The sequence below is a fragment of the Gordonia soli NBRC 108243 genome, assembly GCF_000334455.1.
In the GTDB taxonomy this organism is placed as follows: domain Bacteria; phylum Actinomycetota; class Actinomycetes; order Mycobacteriales; family Mycobacteriaceae; genus Gordonia; species Gordonia soli.
Genome location: NZ_BANX01000042.1, coordinates 1 through 19,720, shown reverse-complemented (window position 1 = coordinate 19,720; position 19,720 = coordinate 1). Strand labels below are relative to the sequence as shown.

Annotated in this window: 20 protein-coding genes; 12 read left to right on the top strand and 8 right to left on the bottom strand. The window is 67.4% G+C overall.

Annotated features, from left to right (window positions below; all coding sequences use genetic code 11):
- Positions 1–24: 24 nt before the first annotated feature.
- Positions 25–2,619: an FtsK/SpoIIIE family DNA translocase gene (locus GS4_RS23285; protein ID WP_439644639.1), complete on the top strand. Its 2,595-nt coding sequence runs from the start codon at positions 25–27 to the stop codon at positions 2,617–2,619.
- 277 nt (positions 2,620–2,896) lie between these two features.
- A complete protein-coding gene (locus tag GS4_RS23280; protein ID WP_007625227.1) occupies positions 2,897–3,895 on the top strand; it encodes a TerC family protein in 999 nt (332 codons plus the stop codon).
- Positions 3,896–3,994: 99 nt separating this feature from the next.
- Here GS4_RS23280 and GS4_RS23275 read toward each other — a convergent pair whose 3' ends face one another.
- Both GS4_RS23275 and GS4_RS23270 read right to left on the bottom strand, forming a co-directional pair.
- Positions 3,995–4,279 carry a YciI family protein gene (locus GS4_RS23275; RefSeq protein ID WP_007625225.1) on the bottom strand — a complete coding sequence of 95 codons (285 nt, stop codon included), beginning with the start codon at positions 4,277–4,279 and terminating at the stop codon, positions 3,995–3,997.
- Positions 4,280–4,321: 42 nt separating this feature from the next.
- The gene (locus GS4_RS23270) at positions 4,322–4,915 is read right to left on the bottom strand and encodes an amino-acid N-acetyltransferase (protein ID WP_007625223.1); all 594 of its coding nucleotides are present in this window, start codon (positions 4,913–4,915) and stop codon (positions 4,322–4,324) included.
- 158 nt (positions 4,916–5,073) lie between these two features.
- Here GS4_RS23270 and pgsA point away from each other — a divergent pair, with 158 nt between their 5' ends.
- The 5 genes from pgsA to GS4_RS23245 all read left to right on the top strand — a co-directional run bounded on the left by pgsA (position 5,074) and on the right by GS4_RS23245 (position 8,857).
- A complete protein-coding gene (gene pgsA, locus GS4_RS23265; RefSeq protein ID WP_007625221.1) occupies positions 5,074–5,745 on the top strand; it encodes a CDP-diacylglycerol--glycerol-3-phosphate 3-phosphatidyltransferase in 672 nt (223 codons plus the stop codon).
- 208 nt (positions 5,746–5,953) lie between these two features.
- The gene (locus GS4_RS26355) at positions 5,954–6,376 is read left to right on the top strand and encodes a helix-turn-helix domain-containing protein (protein ID WP_007625219.1); all 423 of its coding nucleotides are present in this window, start codon (positions 5,954–5,956) and stop codon (positions 6,374–6,376) included.
- Positions 6,377–6,512: 136 nt separating this feature from the next.
- Positions 6,513–7,328, top strand: coding sequence for a phage shock protein PspA (pspA, locus tag GS4_RS23255; RefSeq protein ID WP_007625217.1), 816 nt, complete (start codon positions 6,513–6,515; stop codon positions 7,326–7,328).
- 88 nt (positions 7,329–7,416) lie between these two features.
- A complete protein-coding gene (locus GS4_RS23250) occupies positions 7,417–8,655 on the top strand; it encodes a glycosyltransferase (RefSeq protein ID WP_007625215.1) in 1,239 nt (412 codons plus the stop codon).
- Positions 8,656–8,665: 10 nt separating this feature from the next.
- The gene (locus tag GS4_RS23245; RefSeq protein ID WP_007625213.1) at positions 8,666–8,857 is read left to right on the top strand and encodes a DUF3046 domain-containing protein; all 192 of its coding nucleotides are present in this window, start codon (positions 8,666–8,668) and stop codon (positions 8,855–8,857) included.
- Between the two features lie 60 nt (positions 8,858–8,917).
- Here GS4_RS23245 and GS4_RS23240 read toward each other — a convergent pair whose 3' ends face one another.
- On the bottom strand, positions 8,918–9,490 hold the full coding sequence (locus GS4_RS23240) for a TetR/AcrR family transcriptional regulator (protein ID WP_007625211.1): 573 nt from the start codon (positions 9,488–9,490) through the stop codon (positions 8,918–8,920).
- A 79-nt stretch (positions 9,491–9,569) separates the two neighbouring features.
- Between GS4_RS23240 and GS4_RS23235 the strand changes: the two genes are divergently transcribed.
- From GS4_RS23235 to GS4_RS23220, 3 genes are all read left to right on the top strand, one after another.
- Positions 9,570–10,181: an NAD(P)H-dependent oxidoreductase gene (locus tag GS4_RS23235; protein WP_007625209.1), complete on the top strand. Its 612-nt coding sequence runs from the start codon at positions 9,570–9,572 to the stop codon at positions 10,179–10,181.
- A gap of 336 nt (positions 10,182–10,517) precedes the next feature.
- The gene (gene recA, locus GS4_RS23225; RefSeq protein ID WP_007625207.1) at positions 10,518–11,561 is read left to right on the top strand and encodes a recombinase RecA; all 1,044 of its coding nucleotides are present in this window, start codon (positions 10,518–10,520) and stop codon (positions 11,559–11,561) included.
- An 8-nt stretch (positions 11,562–11,569) separates the two neighbouring features.
- On the top strand, positions 11,570–12,115 hold the full coding sequence (locus tag GS4_RS23220; protein ID WP_007625205.1) for a regulatory protein RecX: 546 nt from the start codon (positions 11,570–11,572) through the stop codon (positions 12,113–12,115).
- A 125-nt stretch (positions 12,116–12,240) separates the two neighbouring features.
- On the opposite strand, the gene GS4_RS23215 is transcribed toward GS4_RS23220, so the two are convergent.
- From GS4_RS23215 to GS4_RS23200, 4 genes are all read right to left on the bottom strand, one after another.
- Positions 12,241–13,137, bottom strand: a complete 897-nt coding sequence (locus tag GS4_RS23215) for an amino acid ABC transporter permease (RefSeq protein WP_007625204.1) — start codon at positions 13,135–13,137, stop codon at positions 12,241–12,243.
- Positions 13,134–13,817, bottom strand: a complete 684-nt coding sequence (locus GS4_RS23210; protein ID WP_007625202.1) for an amino acid ABC transporter permease — start codon at positions 13,815–13,817, stop codon at positions 13,134–13,136. The genes GS4_RS23215 and GS4_RS23210 overlap by 4 nt, the downstream gene beginning before the upstream one ends.
- Positions 13,818–13,956: 139 nt before the next feature.
- A complete protein-coding gene (locus tag GS4_RS23205) occupies positions 13,957–15,015 on the bottom strand; it encodes a glutamate ABC transporter substrate-binding protein (protein WP_007625200.1) in 1,059 nt (352 codons plus the stop codon).
- A 37-nt stretch (positions 15,016–15,052) separates the two neighbouring features.
- A complete protein-coding gene (locus GS4_RS23200) occupies positions 15,053–15,781 on the bottom strand; it encodes an amino acid ABC transporter ATP-binding protein (protein ID WP_157226744.1) in 729 nt (242 codons plus the stop codon).
- 167 nt (positions 15,782–15,948) lie between these two features.
- On the opposite strand from GS4_RS23200, the gene miaB reads away from it, so the two are divergent.
- Positions 15,949–17,580: a tRNA (N6-isopentenyl adenosine(37)-C2)-methylthiotransferase MiaB gene (gene miaB / locus GS4_RS23195; RefSeq protein WP_439644638.1), complete on the top strand. Its 1,632-nt coding sequence runs from the start codon at positions 15,949–15,951 to the stop codon at positions 17,578–17,580.
- 67 nt (positions 17,581–17,647) lie between these two features.
- Complete coding sequence (locus GS4_RS23190) at positions 17,648–18,241, top strand: Rv2732c family membrane protein (RefSeq protein ID WP_007625197.1); 594 nt, start codon at positions 17,648–17,650, stop codon at positions 18,239–18,241.
- Between the two features lie 100 nt (positions 18,242–18,341).
- Here GS4_RS23190 and GS4_RS23185 read toward each other — a convergent pair.
- Positions 18,342–19,720: DUF349 domain-containing protein (locus GS4_RS23185; RefSeq protein ID WP_007625196.1), on the bottom strand; the 1,379-nt coding region annotated here is incomplete at its 5' end.

Below are 19,720 nucleotides of genomic sequence, written 5' to 3'. Positions count from 1 at the left end.
CGCGGCGTCGGGAGCATGGCCCGAATGGGTTCCACGTCACGTTCCGGGGCCGCCGACGACCTCGACCTCTACGACTCCGACATCATCGACGATCCGGATCCCGGTGCCGAGTATCTCGACGACTCGCATCTCGACGATGCGCCGTTCGACGACGCAGAGCCCGACACAGGTGGTCGTGGCAGGCGACGTCCGGTGGGTTCCGAGTACGACGTCGACCCCGGTGCCGGGCACACTCATCGACGAGACGGCGTGGCCCTGACGATCCTCGGCCTGGCACTTCTGATCGGCGCAGGTGTCTGGTTCGGCGCGGCCGGTCCCGCCGGCGCATTCATCGACGCCCTGCTCCGCGCGGTGGTCGGTTCCGCCGCAGTCGTCATCCCGGCGGCACTGCTCGCTCTCGCCGTGGTCCTGATGCGTCGCCCACCGAATCCGCACCGTCGTGCGCGACTCCTCGGGGCCGGCCTGCTGATCGTGCTGCCGATCCTGGGCCTCGTCCACCTGGTCGCAGGCGCCCCGACCGATCTCCCGGGACGGTCGTCGGCCGGCGGATTCCTCGGCTTCGCGGTCGGGACACCGCTGACCAACGGGGTCACGGCATGGGTGTCGGTGCCGATCTTGGTGCTGTGCATCGCTTTCGGGGCGCTCGTCCTCAGTGGACGGACTGTTCGCGAGGTCGTCGACCTGGCCGCGGCCTATCTCGGTCTGTCCACCGGCGTGGCACATGACGACGACGAACTGCCCTGGGACGGCGACGTTCCCTTCGGCGACGACCTCGACGCGGAGGCCGACGCCGACCGTGCGGCCCCAGGCGTCGGCTACTCCCCGGATCCGTACGACAACTACCCGCCGGATGGCGAGCCGGCCCCGCGACCTCGTCGGAGTCGTCGCGCTTCCGCTCGCACGGCGTCCGAATCACCGGACGCGACAACCGAACCGATCGTGGACGGCGCCACCCGGCCGCTCTTCGGCGCAGGAGCCGACGCGGGCGACGCGGTGACCGAACAGATCGGCACCGCCGCGCCGGCGGCACGCGCCCGGACCCGCCGCTCGAGTCCGTCGGCGGCTCCGGCGCCGACGCCCGAGCCCGCTCCGGTCGACGACGACACCGACGAACTCAATCCGCAACCGGTCGAGGGCGACTACCGGTTGCCACCGGCATCACTCCTGGTCGACGGCGATCCGCCCAAGCAGGGCAGTGACAGCAACGACGACATGATCGATCGGATCGGTGGTGTCCTCGAGCAGTTCAAGATCGACGCAGCAGTCACCGGTTACACCCGGGGGCCCACGGTCACCCGCTACGAGGTGGAGCTCGGTCCGGGCGTGAAGGTCGAGAAGATCACCGCATTACAGCGCAACATCGCCTATGCGGCCGCCACCGACAACGTCCGTCTGCTCGCACCGATCCCCGGCAAGTCGGCGGTGGGCATCGAGGTGCCCAACTCCGATCGGGAGATGGTGCGCCTGGCCGACGTCCTGAAGGCGCCGAAGACACGCAAGGACACCCACCCGCTGGTGATCGGCCTGGGCAAGGACATCGAGGGCGACTTCGTCAGTGCGAACCTCGCCAAGATGCCGCATCTGCTCGTCGCGGGTTCGACCGGCTCGGGTAAGTCGAGCTTCGTGAACTCGATGCTGGTGTCGTTGCTCACCCGGGCGACGCCCGAGGACGTGCGGATGATCCTGATCGACCCGAAGATGGTGGAACTCACACCGTACGAGGGCATCCCGCATCTCATCACCCCCATCATCACCCAACCCAAGAAGGCCGCGGCCGCACTGGCGTGGTTGGTCGAGGAGATGGAACAGCGCTACCAGGACATGAAGGCGTCCCGTGTGCGTCACATCGACGACTTCAATTCCAAGGTTCGGTCGGGGGAGATCTCGACGCCGCTGGGGTCCGAGCGCGTCTACAAGCCGTACCCGTACATCCTCGCGATCGTGGACGAGCTGGCCGACCTGATGATGACCGCGCCGCGGGACGTCGAGGACGCCATCGTCCGCATCACCCAGAAGGCGCGTGCGGCCGGCATCCACCTCGTGCTCGCCACGCAGCGCCCCTCGGTGGATGTCGTCACGGGCCTGATCAAGACGAATGTGCCGTCGCGTCTGGCGTTCGCGACGTCATCGCTGACCGACTCCAGGGTCATCCTCGACCAGCCGGGTGCCGAGAAGTTGATCGGCATGGGTGACGGCCTGTTCCTGCCGATGGGCGCGAACAAGCCGATCCGTATGCAGGGCGCGTACATCACCGACGAGGAGATCTCGGCGGTCGTCGACTTCACCAAGGACCAGAGCGAACCCGAGTACACCGAGGGCGTCACGACCGCCAAGGCCGGCGACAAGAAGGACATCGACGCCGACATCGGCGGCGACCTGGACGATCTCCTGCAGGCCATCGAACTGGTGGTGAGCAGCCAGTTCGGCTCGACCTCGATGTTGCAGCGCAAGCTGCGCGTCGGCTTCGCCAAGGCCGGGCGCCTGATGGACCTGATGGAGACGCGCAACATCGTCGGCCCCAGCGAGGGGTCGAAGGCGCGCGAGGTGTTGGTCAAGCCGGAGGAGCTCGCCGGCGTGATGGCGTCGATCAGCGGCGGCGAGGACGCAGCGCAGGAGTGATCGGCCCGTGTCCGGACGCTCACGGGCCGGTGACCTCGCCATGTGAGGACGCCGATGCGCCGACGGCGCGGAGAACGCCAGATATGTACTAGTCTTGGCGGAGATCGAAGAGGGGAGTATCCCTTCTCGCGGCGTGTTCGTCAGTACGGTCGCCGGTCGCCACGATGCCGATCATCGTGTGTGCCGGTTGCCCGGGCGCGTCGGTCGACGAGTGCGTCGGCGGGAGAGACCTCTGGCATCGCAACTTCGTGCTGCGCGCTGGAGGAGATCAGTTCCCATGGATGTCTCGACAACCGTCTGGATCGTCACCTGTGTGGTGATCCTCGGCCTCTTCGTCTTCGACTTCTTCGCCCACGTGCGGGTCCCGCACGCCCCATCCCTGAAGGAATCCGGCACCTGGTCGGCGATCTACATCGCCATCGCAGTGCTCTTCGGATTGTTCGTCTGGTGGCAGTGGGGCGGCACCTTCGGTGGTGAGTACTTCGCCGGTTACGTGACCGAGAAAGCGTTGTCGGTCGACAACCTCTTCGTGTTCGTGATCATCATGGCGAAGTTCGCCGTGCCCAAGGAGTACCAGCAGAAGGTCTTGCTGCTGGGCATCGTGATGGCCCTGGTGTTGCGCGGTCTGTTCATCGCGGTCGGTGCCGCGGCCATCAACACCTACAGCTGGGTCTTCTACCTGTTCGGCGCGTTCCTGGTCTACACGGCGGTCAAGCTGATCCGCGAGAGTGACGAGCCGGTACAGCACGAGGAGGAGCGTGAGAGCCGACTCGAACGGTTCGTGAAGCGCTACCTGCGAACTTCGGACGAGTACGACAAGGACAAACTGTTCACCCGTCGCAACGGCAAGCGCATGGCCACGCCGATGTTGATGGTGCTGATCGTCATCGGGTTCACCGACATCCTGTTCGCGCTCGACTCGATCCCGGCGATCTACGGCCTCACCCAGGAGCCTTACCTGGTCTTCACCGCGAACGCGTTCGCGCTGATGGGTCTCCGACAGTTGTACTTCCTGCTCGGCGGGCTGCTCGACCGGCTGGTCTACCTGTCCTACGGACTCTCTTTCATCCTGGCCTTCATCGGTGTGAAGCTCGTCCTCCACGCCCTGCACGAGAACACGCTGCCGTTCATCAACGGCGGCGAGCACGTCGCGGTCCCGGAGATCTCGACACCGGTCTCGCTGTCGGTCATCGTGCTGACGCTGGTGATCACCACCGTGGCCAGCCTGCTGCGCTCGCGGGGCGCCTCGACCCCCGAGGACGAGAAGCAGACCTGACCTGATCACGACCCGCGGCAGATGGCCCGTCACCGACTCCTCGTCGGCGGCGGGCCGTCTGCTCGGCTCGCTTTGCCGCCGATCGGCGGGTCCGGTCGGTCAGGCGGTGAACGGGCCGAAGACCGGAGTCCACTCCACGACGCGCACCTCGTCGACCGCCTGATGGGCGATGAAGGGGTCGTTGGCGAGGAACGCCTCGGCGCCGTCCAGATCGGGCCCCACCACGAGGATCAGTGCGCCGGTGCCGTCCGGATACGGTCCGGCCAGCAGCACGTTGCCCGCCGAGTTCTCCTCGGAGAGCCAGGTGCGGTGGGCAGGCCGGTGCTCGTCGCGGAGCTGGGCCTTGGCCGGATGGTAGGTGTAGTGCACGGCGAAGGTGGGCATCGTCTCTCGCTTCTTCTCGATGATCGGTTGGACGGGCGGGGATCAGACCTCGGGGCCGGTGGCGGACGGCACGACGGTCGCGAGCATCCGGGTGTTGCCCAGGGTGTTGGGTTTGACATAGCTGAGGTCCAGGAATTCAGCGACACCGGTGTCGTACGACCGACACATCTCATCGAAGACCTCGCGCGTCACGGGGGTGCCCTGGATCTCGGCGAAACCGTGCCGGCCGAAGAAGCCGGTCTCGAAGGTCAGCACGAACACCCGGCTCAGTTGGAGTTCGCCTGCCACCTCCATGAGCCGATCGACCAGCCGGTGGCCGATGCCGCGGCCCGAGAACTCGGGATCGACTGCGACGGTGCGGACTTCGCCGAGGTCAGCCCATAGCACATGCAGTGCGCCGCAGCCGACGACCTCGCGTCCGAGTTCCGCGACCCAGAACTCCTGGATCGCCTCGTAGAGGGTCACCAGGTTCTTCTCGAGCAGGATCCGGCCCGCGTACTCGTCGATGAGCTCCTTGATCCGGGGCACGTCGGAGGTCCGGGCGCGCCGGATCCGAACGGGTGCCGCGTCGACGTCCACGCGCGCCACGGGAGTGTCGGCGCCCTCCGGCGAGGATGGTGCGTCCGCGGGGGCCATAGGTCATCACAGTAGTCGCGGATACCGCGCGGGTGCACCGTGACTCGGCTGTCCCGCCGTTTGTCGGACACGGTGATCCGACCGCACCGCCGGAGCCGTGTCGGCGGTCGATATCCTGACATCGTGCGAACTCACCCACCACGCGCTGGACGCGGCTCATGACCGAGCGGATGCGGCGTGCGGTCGGGGAGCGCGGTATCGCCAACGTGGGGCGCGGCCCCGACCCGATCACCGACCCGGTGGACCCGGTCCCCGTCGTCAACATCGCCAATGCGCTCACCGTCTTCCGCATCATCCTGGTCCCGGTGTTCGTGGCCGTGCTGTTCATCGGAGGTGGGCACGACACGGTATGGCGGATCGCGGCTGCGTTCGTGTTCGGGTTGGCCGCCGTCACCGACCGCTACGACGGCCGACTGGCGCGTGAGCGCAACCTGGTCACCGACTTCGGCAAGATGGCCGACCCGATCGCCGACAAGGCCTTGATCGGTGCGGCCCTCGTCGGGTTGTCCATCCTCGGGGATCTGCCGTGGTGGGTCACGGCGATCATCCTGGCGCGTGAACTCGGCGTGACCGCCCTCCGGTTCTGGGTGCTCCGCCACGGGGTCATACCGGCCAGCCGGGGTGGCAAGCTCAAGACCCTCCTGCAGGCGGTCGCCATCGGACTCTTCCTGTTGCCCCTGCCGGGCCCCTGGCACATCGTGGCCGTCGTGGTGATGGCCCTCGCGGTGGTGGCGACCGTCGTCACCGGCGCCGACTACGTCTGGCAGGCCCTCACCTTGCGCAGCGGCGCACGTGCACGGGCCGCGGAGGCCGATCCGGGACACGTCTGAGCCTCGTCACGTCCTGCGCGGCAGCCGTCGGGAACTTCGACTACTGTCGTCGGGTACGGCGACCGGAAACGGACACATCCGTTCCTCGCCCGAAGTGCGCCAGACGATCGGATCACGGCGGCGATCGATCGCAGGCCGGTCGGGATCGCCCCGAGCGGGAACCGATCGGCACGCGGAGACGTTGAGCCGACGGAAGGGAGGACACGCGATGACAGTCCTATTGCGCGAGGCGCTCGGCGACAGTCTGCGCCGGGTCCGCACCGACCAGGGGCGGACCCTGCGTGAGGTGTCCACCGATGCGCGGGTGAGCCTCGGTTACCTCTCCGAGGTGGAGCGCGGTCAGAAAGAGGCGTCGAGCGAGCTGCTCGCCGCCATCTGTGATGCCCTCGACGTGGAGATCGCGGATCTCCTGCTCGACGTCGGTCACGCACTGCGGCCGATCACTACCGGTCCGGTCGAGCCTGCCCTGGCTGCGGCGACGGTCGATGCGGAGCTCTCCGAGGTCACCGACGACCAGGTCGTGGCCGGCGAGCCCACCGTGGCCGCCGAGCACCTCGATGCGGTGATAACCGCTGCGAAGGTCGTGATCCCGGCACCGGCCGGGCGGGCCACCGCTCTGGCCGCGGCCTGACCGACCTGCACGTCCGATCGGCGCGTCGGTCGGCGTCGTCGGTCGAAGGCATCCGTGGCGACACCATCGGGCCCGACCACCCGCTAGATTGGTCACCACAGACCTCAGACACCCGTGAATGGAGTTGACGGCGAGCATGGCGAACCCGTTCGTGAAGTTGTGGCGCTACCTGTCGGCACTCGGCAACGCGAAGATCGACGAACACGCTGACCCGAAGGTCCAGATCCAGCAGGCGATCGAAGACGCGCAGCGTCAGCACCAGGCCCTGTCCCAGCAGGCCGCTTCGGTGATCGGCAACCAGCGACAGCTGGAGATGAAGCTCAACCGGCAGCTCGAGGAGATCGAGAAGCTGCAGGCGAACACCCGTCAGGCGCTGACGCTGGCCGATCAGGCCAACGCCGCGGGCGATGCGACCAAGGCGCAGGAGTACACCAATGCAGCGGAGGCTTTCGCTGCCCAGCTCGTCACCGCAGAGCAGAGCGTCGAGGACCTGAAGGGGTTGCACGACCAGTCCCTGCAGGCCGCGGCACAGGCCAAGCAGGCCGTCGAGCGCAACGCACTCGTGCTGCAGCAGAAGCTGGCCGAGCGGTCGAAGCTCCTCAGCCAGCTCGAGCAGGCCAAGATGCAGGAGCAGGTCAGTGCGTCGCTGAACCAGATGAGCGAGCTCTCGGTACCCGGCAACACGCCGAACCTCGACCAGGTCCGCGACAAGATCGAGCGTCGCTACGCCAATGCACTTGGCTCGGCAGAGCTGGCGAAGAACTCCGTCCAGGGCCGGATGCAGGAGGTCGAGCAGGCCGGCATCCAGATGGCGGGGCACTCACGTCTCGAGCAGATCCGCGCCAGCATGAAGGGCGAGGCACTGCCGTCCGCCGGTGGTGCCGCGGCCGCTCCGGCGCAGCCCGCTGTCCAGCCGAACGTCGACGTCGAGAAGCCCCAGGCCGGCAGCTGAACGGCATCGGATCGTCGGCGTACCGACATCCCGTGAACCCGCGAGCCACTTCGGTGCTCGCGGGTTTTCCGTCGTCGGGAGCCCCAGCGTGGCACCGTCCGAACCGTTGACGCGGCAATCGCCCACGATCGCGATCGTCGCCGGACCCGATGCAGGGCATGCCTTTCCGGCATTCGCACTGGCGGAGCGAGTTCAGTCGGCCGGATACCGGGTCATCGTGTACACGGGCATCGATCATCGTGAGCGGGCCGCACGTCGTTCGATCCGTGTGGTCGAGTTGCCCGGCCTCGCCATCGGGGTGGGCGACGACGACACGGACGCGGGAGCGAAACTGTCGCATCGTGCTGCTCGGATGGCAGTGTTGCTCCGTCCGCGTCTGATCGCGGACGAGGTGGATCTGGTGGTCACCGACGTCATCACGGTCGCGGGCGGATGGGCGGCCGAACTCTGCGGGTTGCCGTGGGTCGAGCTGTCCCCGCACCCGCTGTACCTCCCGTCGCGGGGGCGTCCGCCCATCGGGGCCGGGATGGAGCCGGGGCGTGGCCTGCGGGGGCGGTTACGGGACAGTGCGATGCGCGCGGCCACCGGCCGTTCCATCCGCGACGGCGAACGGCAACGGCGCGCTGCGCGGCGCACCATCGGACTTCCCGCGGCGGTGGAACCGGCCGCCCGGTTGGTGGCGACCATCCCCGCGCTCGAGGTGTGGCGACCCGACTGGCCGTCGGCGACCCACCTGATCGGTCCGTTGCTCTGGGAACCGACCGACGACGTCTTCCCTCGGACCCCGGGTGCTGGCCCGCTCATCGTCGTCGCGCCCTCGACGGCGACGACCGGGGCCGGCGGCATGGTCGAGTCGGTGTCCGCGGCCCTCACCCCGGCCCGCATGCAGTCGCCGGTACGGCTGGTGATCTCGATGCTGGCCGATCCGCAGTCGGGTGTCTGCGACGACGTGCCCGGACGCCAGGTGGTGATCGGCCTCGCCCGACAGGACGAGGTGCTTGCGCGCGCCGACCTGGTGATCTGCGGTGGTGGCCACGGCATGCTGGCGAAATCGTTGCTGGCCGGGGTGCCGGTCGTCACGGTCCCCGGCGGTGGCGATCAGTGGGAACTCGCGTCCCGGGTCCGTCGAGCCGGCCTCGGTCTCGTGGTGAACCCGATCGATGTCGACGATCTCGCGGCTGCAGCCCGTCACGTACTCGCCGATCCCGCGTATCGGACGGCGGCGCAGGCCGCGGCGCCGGCGCCGGGTGAGCTGGCCGACCCCGTCCGGGTGGTCGAGCGGGTGCTCGCCGGACCGTCACCGACCCCGGTCTGCGGCGGCCACTAGGCTCGGCTCCGTGCGTCTCACCGAGTTCTCCGAGTTGATGACGGCGGAGTTCGGTACCTCCGCCGACTCCCTCCTGGCCGATCACGTGCTGATCGAGCTGGACGGACGTACCGGATCTCAGGCGATCGAGGACGGTGTCGACCCGAAACAGGTCTGGCTGGCGCTCTGCCGTGATCTCGACGTGCCGCGACAGCGGTGGTGAGCGAGGCCGCTGTACGGGCCGTCGACGGCAGGGTGACGCGGGGATACCGGAGGACGAGCGTCAGCGGCGGACGACCCCCACGATGAGTTCGGCGAGTTCGCCCCGCGCGTCCTCCGGGTCGAGTGCGCCGACCACCGCGGCGTGCGACAACGCCTCTGCCGCACCGAAGATCGCGGTGATCGCGGCCGGCCCGACCCCCGTCGGCCCGCCGAACGGAGAGAGGACGTCGCGGCATCGTCCCGAGTAGGCGAGTTCCGCTTCGCGTTTGACCTTCTCGAGCTCCGGCGATCCCTCCAGTGCGGCGAGCACCCCGGTGAGTTCGCGTCCCTGGGCCAGGGCGCAGCCGACGTACGAGTTCGCGATCGCCTGCGCGCGGCCGTCGAGGGTGTCGTCCGCGTCGTCCAGATACTTGTCGAGCATCGCGGTCTGACGGTCGTCGAACTCGGTGAACAGCGCGGCGAGAAGGGCTGCTCGCGAGGCGAAATGGCTGTACACGACCGGCTTCGCGACCTCGGCGCGATCGGCGAGCCGGCCGAGGGTGAGAGCATCCGTGCCCTCGTCGCGCACCAGCGACCAGGCGACCTCGACCAACTGGGCGTATCTGTCCTCGCGCGCCAACCTCGTACGTGCCATCGACGGCCTCCTCGTGCTATATACGAATAGTAACCTACTGTTGGTATATAGCGATCACGTCCACCGAAAGGATCTCACCATGAGCAGTCTCGTCGTCGTCTCCCATCCTGATCCCGGGTCGTTGACCCAGCACGCCGCCCGGTCGGTGGCCGAGGCCTTGCGCGCGACCGGCGAGCCCGTCGAGTTCGCGGATCTGGCCGCGGAGGGGTTCGATCCGAGCTTCGGAACCGCGGACCTCGACCTGTTCCGCGGCACCGGAGAGATGCCGGACGACGTGGCGACGGAACAGCGTCGGATCGACCGCGCAGACCATCTCGTCGTGGTCTTCCCGATGTACTGGTGGTCGTTCCCGGCGTTGCTCAAGGGATGGATCGACCGCGTGTTCGTGAACCATTGGGCCTACGAGTTCAGTCCGGGTGGGAGTTTCGAGGCCAAACTCGGACGGCTGACCGTTCATCTCCTGGTGGTCGCGGGCGATGACGCGGAGAGTTTCCGTCGCCACGGCGTCGATGTCGCGGTGGGTACCCAGATCGAGCGGGGGATCATCGAGTACTGCGGTGCCACACTGGGGTCGACGACCTTCCTGTACTCCTCGGACACCCGTTCGTCCGAGGAGTTGGCGACGGACGTGCGCCGGATCGCCGGCGACCTGACGGCGCGCATCGCCGATCACGAGCCCGCAGCCGTCTGAGTCCGTCAGGGCGTCGACGTCCGGTCGATGCCCGGTCGCGGGCCGCCGCGTGTCGGTGCTTGTAATCGAACAGATGTTCGTCCATTGTGAACACAGGCGGAACCACCCGGGGCGTCGGATGCGTCAACTACACAGCGGGAGATGCGACCACCGGTCCGCCGCGCCAGACGAAACGACCACCACGATCCGCCACCGATGAGCGAGCGATCTTGTCAGACCTCATCGCTAGCGTGAGCACCATCGATCGCCGGCCCGTCCGGACGACGACCAGACCGACGCCCGACCAGACCTCCAGGTGCGGCACCATCCGCATCCCGATCCCATCGAGGAGACACCATGCCAGCTGCACCTCAGGACCGCGAGAAGGCCCTCGATCTCGCGCTCGCGCAGATCGACAAGAACTTCGGCAAGGGATCGGTGATGCGGCTCGGCGAGGAGACCCGCCAGCCGATCGAGATCATCCCCACCGGCTCGATCGCCCTCGACGTCGCACTCGGTATCGGAGGTCTACCCCGGGGGCGCATCATCGAGGTGTACGGCCCGGAGTCATCGGGTAAGACCACGGTCGCGTTGCACGCGGTCGCCAACGCGCAGGCGCAGGGCGGCATCGCCGCGTTCATCGACGCCGAGCATGCGCTCGATCCCGATTACGCCGCCCGACTCGGCGTCGACACCGACGCATTGCTGGTGTCGCAGCCGGACACCGGTGAGCAGGCACTCGAGATCGCCGACATGCTGATCCGCTCCGGAGCCCTGGACATCCTGGTCATCGACTCGGTCGCCGCGCTGGTTCCCCGCGCCGAGATCGAGGGCGAGATGGGAGACAGCCACGTCGGTCTGCAGGCACGTCTGATGAGCCAGGCACTGCGGAAGATGACGTCGGGACTGAGCAATTCGAAGACCACCGCGATCTTCATCAACCAGCTGCGCGAGAAGATCGGCGTGATGTTCGGATCGCCGGAGACCACGACCGGTGGTAAGGCACTGAAGTTCTACTCCTCGGTGCGTCTCGACGTCCGTCGGATCGAGACCCTGAAGGACGGCACCGACGCGGTCGGCAACCGCACACGGGTCAAGGTGGTCAAGAACAAGGTGGCCCCGCCGTTCAAGCAGGCCGAGTTCGACATCCTCTACGGTCTCGGCATCAGCAAGGAAGGGTCGCTGATCGACCTCGGTGTCGCCGAAGGATTCATCCGCAAGTCCGGCTCCTGGTTCACCTATGAGGGCGATCAGCTCGGACAGGGCAAGGAGAACGCCCGGAAGTTCTTGCTCGAGAACGTCGACATTCGTGACGAGATCGAGAAGAAGATCAAGGAGAAGCTCGGGATCGGTGCGGTCGTCGACGCCGACGACGTCGCGCCCGCCCCGGTGGAGTTCTGATCGACTCGATGAGGTCTGCGGACACCGAGGACGATGCGGCTCCCGGACGCGGTGGCGAACGCCAGCCACCGAGCGCCTGGGACGCCGCGCTCCGCCTCCTCGGTGTCCGCGCCCGCAGTCGCCAGGAGATGCGCGACCGGCTCACCAAGAAGGGTTTCGAGCCCGCGGTGGTCGACGATGTGATGACTCGTCTCGATCGATCGCAGCTGCTCGACGATGACGACTTCGCAACGGAGTGGGTCCGCTCCCGGCACATGCATTCCGGCCGTGGCCGCGTAGCCCTTCGACAAGAGCTGCGTCAGAAGGGCGTCGACAGCGCGATCATCGAGAACGCGCTCGAGGAGATCGATCCGGCGGGGGAGCGTGCGATCGCCGCTCGACTGGTAGAACGCAAGCTCAGCGTGTCGGATGCCGAACTCGCACAGCAGGATCGTGTGCATCGTGAGAAGGTCTTCCGCCGGCTCGCAGGGATGCTGCTGCGGCGGGGATACCCACAGTCGCTCGCCATCGAGGTGGTCGAGCAGGTCCTGGCGGAAACGTCCGCCGAGAGCTGAAGGGCTTCCGCCACACTCCACGTCCTCGACAGACAACCCCGCCCCAGCGTAGATCTCACGCTGGGGCGGCGTTGTCGTGCGAGGACGTCGTCAAACCTGTCGGCGACGTCGTGGTGACAGGTTGCTCAGTTGCGGCCACCGAATGTGGGCAGGTTCTCCATCGCCGCCTGGTCCGCCTCTTCCGGATCGATCGCCGTAGTAGACCGTCGGCCCTGGCGGAGTCGCCGTTCGAGGTAGGTCGCGAACGCCGACAATGCGAAGTTGATGACGATCATCACGATGGCCACCACGACCAGAGCGGGCAGGTAGTTGCCGTAGTACGACGCCGACTGGATGCCCGACCGTACGACCTCCACGTAGCCGATGGCGTAACCGAGCGCACTGTCCTTGAGCGCGATCACCATCTGCGAGATCAGTGCGGGCAGCATGGCGGTGATCGCCTGGGGGAGCAGGATCATCCGCATCATCTGTGTCTTGCGCAGACCGAGGGCCTGAGATGCCTCCGTCTGTCCGCGGGGCAACGAGTTGATACCCGACCGGATGATCTCGGCGATGACCGAACCGTTGTAGAGGGTCAGGCCGGTGACCACCGCAGCGAATGCGAGTTGCGACGACGGGAAGACCGCGTAGTCGGCGAACAGGTAGTAGGCGAAGATCATCAGGATCAGCACCGGGATGGCGCGGAAGACCTCGACGAACAGGCCGGCAGCGCCACGGACCAGACGGTGCTCCGACAGTCGGCCTATCCCCAGGACAGCACCCAGGACCAGTGCGAGCACGATGGACAGTAGTGCCGCGGTCAGCGTTCCCCACAGCCCCGGGAGGATGTAGGTGGTCCACGTGGTCCCGGTGACGAAGGGTTCCCATTTCTCGCCGTCGAGCTGACCGTTGCCGCCGAGGATCACCAGCACGTAGACCGCGATGGCGACGATGATCGCGAGGAACACCACGGCGACGAGTCGGTTGCGGATGCGTGCACGGGGGCCCGGTGCGTCGTAGAGGACGGTGGATTCGGCACTCATCGCTTCACCGCCAATTTCTTTGCCAGGTAACCGAAGAGGAAGCCCTCGGCCAAGGTGATGATCATGAAACCGACTGCGATGATGGCGAAGACAGCGACCACCTGGTCGGCGAAGTTCTCGATCTCCTCCTTCATGAGCAACGACGCCTCGGCCACACCGATCACCGACGCGATGGTCGTGTTCTTGGTGAGAGCGATCAGCACGCTGCCCATCGGACCGATGACCGACCGGATCGCCTGCGGCAGCACGACGATCCCGAACACCTGGACGAACGACAGGCCGAGGGAGCGGGCCGCTTCGGCCTGGCCGAGCGGCACCGTGTTGAAGCCGGAGCGCAGGGTCTCACAGACGAAGGTCGCCGTGTAGAGGATGAACGCGAGTACGGCGAGCCAGAAGTTGTTGTTGTCGATGAAGTTCTCGTTCTCGGGCGCGAGCGCGAGTCCGAGGTTCTGGTAGAGCCCGACCGAGCAGAAGATGACGATCAGCGTCAGTGGCGTGTTCCGCACGATGTTCACGTACGTCGTCGCGAAGCCCCGCATCACCGGGATCGGCGAGACACGCAGGGCGGCGAGGACAGTGCCCCACACCAGTGCCCCGATCGCCGAGTAGAGCGTCAGCTTCAGGGTGACGGAGAAGGCCGGCCACAGCTGCGGTCCCATCTCGGACCACAGTTCGTTCATCGACGCTCCTTTCGACGGGTCGCACCCGCACCGGCGGGCAGAGTTGGTACAGACGGGACGGTCGGACCCGGGGTCGGGTGTCCACGGGTGACACCGGGCGTCGGGATCCGGCCGGACGGCGGGACCGCCTGGCGGCCCATCAGGTCAGTCCGGGTGGGCACGGGGTCGACGGCGAGTCGACGAAGGCGAGATCACCCGGATTCGGCGTGAACTTGTACTGCGAATCGGGTGTGTCGGCCCGGGCGATCATCGAGTCGACGGTCGGACTCCCGATCGCGTCGCGGAGCGACTGTTCCCACACCGACTGCCCGCCCGGAACGGGCGCGAGCATGGCGCGAATGGCCTCGTTGACCTTGACGACGGCCTCGGGATAGTCCTTGGCCATACCGATTCCGTAGTACTCCGTGGAGAACGGTTGGCCGGCGCGCTTGAGAGCATCCTTGACGCAGGCGTCCTTGGGATAGGACATGCCGACCAACTTGAACTCGTCGGGATAGAAGTCCGAGTATCCGGCCAAGATCACCTCGTCGGTGGTCAGCGCGTCGACTTTGCCGCGGCGCAATGCCTCGACGCACGACGAGTAGGAGTCGTACTCCTGCAGCTGGACGTCGGGCAACTGTGCCTTCACGTTCTGCGCGGGCGTCGAACCGGTGACCGAGCAGAGCTTCTTCCCGTCGCTGAGATCGGTGAGTGTCGAGATGGAGTCGTCGTTCTTACGGACGAGCAGACCCTGGTAGTTCACGAGGTAGGGACCTGCGAAGTCGACCTTCTTCAGGCGGGCCTCGGTGATCGAGTAGGTGGCGGCGATCATGTCGACCTCGCCGTTGTCGATCAGGGTCTCGCGCTGCGCCGATGGCGTCTCGCGCCAACGGATCTCGGGATGGGGCACGCCCAGCGAGTCGGCGATGTGGTTCACCACGTACGTCGAGACCGACGGGTCGAACCCGGTCACCGACTTGTCCGGGTTTCGGATGCCGAGCCCCGGCTGGTCGTACTTGGTGCCCAGCACGACCGATCCGTTCTGAATCGATTCGATCAGGTTGCGGGGGTTGGTGTTACCGCATCCGGCGACGAGCCCGGCCAGCAGGGCCAGGGCGATCGCCACCAGGCCGATGCGCGCTGCCGGATGTCCCAGGCGACGCCGCGGCGATCCGTGCCGGTCACCCGGCTCGGGCCGCGGCTGATGAGTTCGGGTCATGCCGTTCTCCGACTGTCTCGTATGGTGTCGGGTCATCTCAGTGGCCCAGGATCTTGCCGAGGAAGTCCTTGGCGCGGTCCGTCTTCGGGGCGGTGAAGAAGCTCTCCGGATCGGTGTCCTCGACGATCGCTCCGTCGGCCATGAACAGGATGCGGTCGGCGGCCTTGCGTGCGAAACCCATCTCGTGGGTGACCACGAGCATGGTCATGCCCTCCTTGGCGAGGGAGACCATGACATCGAGGACCTCGTTGACCATCTCGGGGTCGAGTGCCGAGGTCGGCTCGTCGAACAGCATGATCTTGGGGTCCATCGCCAATGATCGGGCGATGGCGACGCGCTGCTGCTGACCACCCGACAGCTGTGCCGGGTACTTGTCCTTCTGACTCTCGATGCCCACCCGCTCGAGCAGTGCCAGCCCCTTGGTACGTGCGTCCGACTTGCTCTGCCTGCGGACCTTGATCGGCGCGAGCGTCACGTTGTCGAGAATCGTCTTGTGCGAGAACAGGTTGAACTGCTGGAAGACCATGCCGACGTCGGCGCGCAGGCGGGCGAGGTCCTTGCCCTCGGCCGGCAACGGACGGCCCTCGATCTCGATCTCCCCACTGTCGATGGGTTCGAGGCGGTTGATGGCACGGCACAGCGTGGACTTACCGGATCCCGACGGGCCGAGGACGACCACGACCTGTCCTGCCGGTACCTCGAGGTTGATGTCCTTGAGCACGTGCAGATCACCGAAGTGCTTCTGTACTTCCTTGAGGACGATCATCGGTCGGGTCGCGGATGCCGCGGGATCTTCGGGCGAAGCGGTCATGGATCATCACCCTAACGGTGCGCGCCCGGATCCGTGTGGCGTCCGACGTGGCTCGTCGTGGCGAACCTCGACGCGGGCGGGGCCGGGTGGTCGGCGCGAACCGGCAACGTACCCTGGACCAGGTGAGTATCGATGTGTCGGACCCGCCGGGCGGTATCGCCGGCGGCACGGTGGAGGGATCGGCGCCCCGGGTGTCCGGGGTCGACGAGACGAACGCCCACCGGGATCTGCGATACCAGGTGCGCACCTACGGCTGCCAGATGAACGTGCACGATTCGGAGCGGATCGCTGGTCTCCTCGAGGGGGCGGGCTACACCCGGGCCGAGGACGGTGACGACGCGGACCTGGTCGTGTTCAACACGTGCGCGATCCGTGAGAACGCCGACAACAAGCTCTATGGCAACCTGTCGCACCTGGCGCCGGTGAAGTCCCATCGCCCGGGTATGCAGATCGCCGTCGGCGGTTGCCTTGCGCAGAAGGACAAGGACGCCGTCCTGCGCAAGGCGCCCTGGGTCGACGTCGTGTTCGGCACCCACAACATCGGGTCGCTGCCGACGCTGCTCGACCGTGCCCGGCACAACGACGAGGCCCAGGTCGAGATCCTGGAGTCGCTCGAACGCTTCCCGTCGACCCTCCCGGCCACACGCGACTCCGCGTACTCCGGATGGGTCTCGGTCTCGGTGGGCTGCAACAACACCTGCACCTTCTGTATCGTGCCGTCGTTGCGCGGCAAAGAGGTCGACCGCCGACCGGGCGACGTGCTCGCCGAGGTCTCCGCACTCGTCGACCAGGGGGTCGTCGAGGTGACGCTGTTGGGGCAGAACGTCAACGCCTACGGGATGTCGTTCGCCGACCCCGCCCAGCCGCGCAATCGAGGAGCGTTCGCCGAGTTGCTGCGTGCCTGCGGCGACATCGAGGGTCTCGAGCGGGTCCGGTTCACCTCGCCGCATCCCGCCGAGTTCACCGACGACGTCATCGAGGCGATGGCCGACACCCCGAACATCTGTCCGCAGCTGCACATGCCCCTGCAGTCGGGGTCGGATCGCATCCTGCGCGCCATGCGGCGCAGTTACCGACAGACCAAGTTCCTGGGAATCCTCGACAAGGTGCGGGCTGCGATGCCGCACGCAGCGATCACCACCGACATCATCGTGGGTTTCCCTGGGGAGACCGAGGAGGACTTCCAGCAGACGCTGGACGTGGTGGCGGCCGCGCGCTTCTCCAGCGCGTTCACCTTCCAGTACTCGCCGCGTCCCGGCACACCCGCTGCGGAGATGGCCGATCAGGTGCCGCAGGAGGTCGTGTCCGAGCGGTATCAGCGCCTGATCGCCCTGCAGGAGTCGATCTGCCTGGAGGAGAACCAGGCCCTCGTCGGGACCGACGTGGAGTTGCTGGTCGTTGCCGACGAAGGCCGGAAGTCGGCGCATGCGCACCGGCTCACCGGTCGTGCACGCGACGGTCGCCTGGTGCACTTCGCATCGGGTGGCCAGACGGCGTCGATCCGTCCGGGCGATGTGGTCACGACCACGATCACCGGCGCGGCGCCGCATCACCTCATCGCCGACGCCGGGGTGGCCGGGCATCGGCGGACACGTGCAGGCGATGCTCACCAACAACAACGCACACCGACCACCGCGCCGGTCGGAGTGGGCCTCGGCATGCCGTCGATCGGACCGACCCCGGTCGAGCCGGTGTCCACCGGCTGCGGGGTGGCTGCGGGCGCGTCGCAGGAAGGATGTGGTTGTGATGGCTGAGGACGATCGACGAGAGTCGGACGCCCAAGGGCCGGGAGATCCCGCGTCGGCGAACCCGACGTCGGACATGCCCGGAACCTCCGGCACCGACGCGGGCTTCGGTGCGTTCGAGGGAGATCTCCGCAAGGCCGAGCGCAAGGTGGCCGGCGAGATCGATCCAGGTGCGCGCGCCGTGGTGGTCGCCATCGCCGTGCTCGTCGCGATGGCCTCGCTGGTGTTGACGCACACCGGATCTGCATCGGGTATCGACGTGCTGACCTTCTCCTCGGCAGCTGATGCCGAGCGAGTGACCATCACCAGTCGCGTGTTCGTGTACCTGCTCGCCGTCTTCGGCATCGGTGCGTCCGCCCTGGCGCTGCTGACCCGACGCTGGATCATCGCGTGGGTGGCACTGTGCGGCAGCGCTGTCGCGTGCGTCGCAGGGATGCTCGCGTGGTGGACCCGTAACACCCCCGGTGTCGGTGGCATACAGCCGCCGTCGGGTGTGGGGATCGGCCTGGTCCTCGGTTTCCTTGCCTCGCTGGTGCTCACATTCCATTGGGCCCGCGTGGTCTGGGCGCGCAGCACCTATCACCTCGCTCTGGAGGAGGAGCGTCGCAAGGAGGCCGCCGCCCGGGAAGAGGCGGCGAAATCGTTGCAGCGCAGGCCTGGTCAGGACTGACCGCTCGGACCCGGTCAGGACCCCGCTGATCGGTTCCTCAGCTCGGACCCGACCGATGGTCTCCGTCGCGCGCTGACGGCCCCGACCGCGCCTCGGACCGTCAGCGATCGGCGATCGCGCTCTTGGCTGCCTCGGCCCACTCACGCCACTGTGCGGCCTGCTCACGCAACGCCGTGGCGTCCTTGGTCTTCCCGCGCTCATCTGCTTTGCGGGCCTGCTCCTCGAGCTGATCGACCCGCTCGGTGAACTGCGCGGCACGCGCCTCGGCCTCGGGATCGGTGCGCTGCCACTGACTCTGCTCGGCGTCGCGGATGCGCTTCTCCAGGGCTCGTGCCCGCCCTTCGAGAGTCGACATCTGGTCGCGCGGTACCTTGCCGAGTTCGTCCCAGCTGTCCCGGAAGGAACGGAACTCCCGACGCGCGGCGTCGAGATCCTTGGCCGGGTCGATCGACTTCTCGGCCTGGTCGAGCAGCGCGACCTTCGCGGTCGCGTTCGCGGCGAACTCGGTGTCACGCTCGGACGCCGCAGCGTTGCGCGCCGAGAAGAACACGTCCTGCGCGGCCTTGAATCGCTTCCACAGGGCGTCGTCTGCGTCGCGGGGAGCGCGGCCGGCCGCTTTCCACTCGGTGAGCAGTTCCCGGAACCGAGCGGAGGTCGGGCCCCAGTCGGTGGAGTCGGAGAGCTCCTCGGCGCGCACGATCAGCTCTTCCTTGCGTGACTTCGCGCCCGCGCGTTCCCGGTCGAGCTCGGCGAAGTGACCCCCGCGGCGACGGTTGAAGGCGTCGCGCGCCTTTGCATACCGCTTCCACAGCACGTCGTCGGTCTTGCGGTCGACGCCCTTGATGGTCTTCCACTCGTCGAGGATCGCCCGGAGACGATCGCCGGCAGCCTTCCACTGGGTGGACTCCGCACCGATCTGCTCCGCCTCGGTCGCGAGCGCCTCCTTGCGGGCGATCGCGGTGGACCGTGCCGCCTCCCGCTCGGCCCGCAGTGACGCGGCCACGTCGTCGGCGTTGCCGACTATCACCGTCAGCCGCTCCTCGATCGCCGCGACGTCCCCGATGACCGCGGCGTCGGGGAGCGAGTCCAGCAGGTGTCGGGCCGCGGCCTGGGACTTCTTCGGATCGCCCGATCGAGCGGCCAGACGTTCCTCGAGAATCTCGACCTCGGTTGCCAGGTCGTCGAAGCGGCGAGCGAAATGGTCGAGACCCTCCTCGACGGTGCCGGCCTGCCACGAACCGATCTCGCGCTCACCGGAGGTGGTCTTGAGCCACACGGTGCCCGACTCGTCGATCCGGCCGTAACGGTGCGGATCTCCGTGCGGCACGGGCGGTGCGACCGCGGCGACATCGCTGTGCGTCGGTCGGGGTCCGGGGCGAGGGCCGGGTCGTGGACCGGGACGCGGTCCGGGCGAGGGTTTCGGCGGCGCGGACTTCGCCGGAGGCTCGGCCGCGGGGGTCGCGGCGCCATCGGCAGCCG

Coding starts and splice junctions, on each gene's coding strand:
- GS4_RS23285 (WP_439644639.1), top strand. CDS start 25: ATGGGTTCCACGTCACGTTCCGGGGCCGCCGACGACCTCGACCTCTAC.
- GS4_RS23280 (WP_007625227.1), top strand. CDS start 2,897: ATGGATGTCTCGACAACCGTCTGGATCGTCACCTGTGTGGTGATCCTC.
- GS4_RS23275 (WP_007625225.1), bottom strand. CDS start 4,279: ATGCCCACCTTCGCCGTGCACTACACCTACCATCCGGCCAAGGCCCAG.
- GS4_RS23270 (WP_007625223.1), bottom strand. CDS start 4,915: ATGGCCCCCGCGGACGCACCATCCTCGCCGGAGGGCGCCGACACTCCC.
- pgsA (WP_007625221.1), top strand. CDS start 5,074: ATGACCGAGCGGATGCGGCGTGCGGTCGGGGAGCGCGGTATCGCCAAC.
- GS4_RS26355 (WP_007625219.1), top strand. CDS start 5,954: ATGACAGTCCTATTGCGCGAGGCGCTCGGCGACAGTCTGCGCCGGGTC.
- pspA (WP_007625217.1), top strand. CDS start 6,513: ATGGCGAACCCGTTCGTGAAGTTGTGGCGCTACCTGTCGGCACTCGGC.
- GS4_RS23240 (WP_007625211.1), bottom strand. CDS start 9,490: ATGGCACGTACGAGGTTGGCGCGCGAGGACAGATACGCCCAGTTGGTC.
- GS4_RS23235 (WP_007625209.1), top strand. CDS start 9,570: ATGAGCAGTCTCGTCGTCGTCTCCCATCCTGATCCCGGGTCGTTGACC.
- recA (WP_007625207.1), top strand. CDS start 10,518: ATGCCAGCTGCACCTCAGGACCGCGAGAAGGCCCTCGATCTCGCGCTC.
- GS4_RS23220 (WP_007625205.1), top strand. CDS start 11,570: ATGAGGTCTGCGGACACCGAGGACGATGCGGCTCCCGGACGCGGTGGC.
- GS4_RS23215 (WP_007625204.1), bottom strand. CDS start 13,137: ATGAGTGCCGAATCCACCGTCCTCTACGACGCACCGGGCCCCCGTGCA.
- GS4_RS23210 (WP_007625202.1), bottom strand. CDS start 13,817: ATGAACGAACTGTGGTCCGAGATGGGACCGCAGCTGTGGCCGGCCTTC.
- GS4_RS23205 (WP_007625200.1), bottom strand. CDS start 15,015: ATGACCCGAACTCATCAGCCGCGGCCCGAGCCGGGTGACCGGCACGGA.
- GS4_RS23200 (WP_157226744.1), bottom strand. CDS start 15,781: ATGATCGTCCTCAAGGAAGTACAGAAGCACTTCGGTGATCTGCACGTG.
- GS4_RS23190 (WP_007625197.1), top strand. CDS start 17,648: ATGCCCGGAACCTCCGGCACCGACGCGGGCTTCGGTGCGTTCGAGGGA.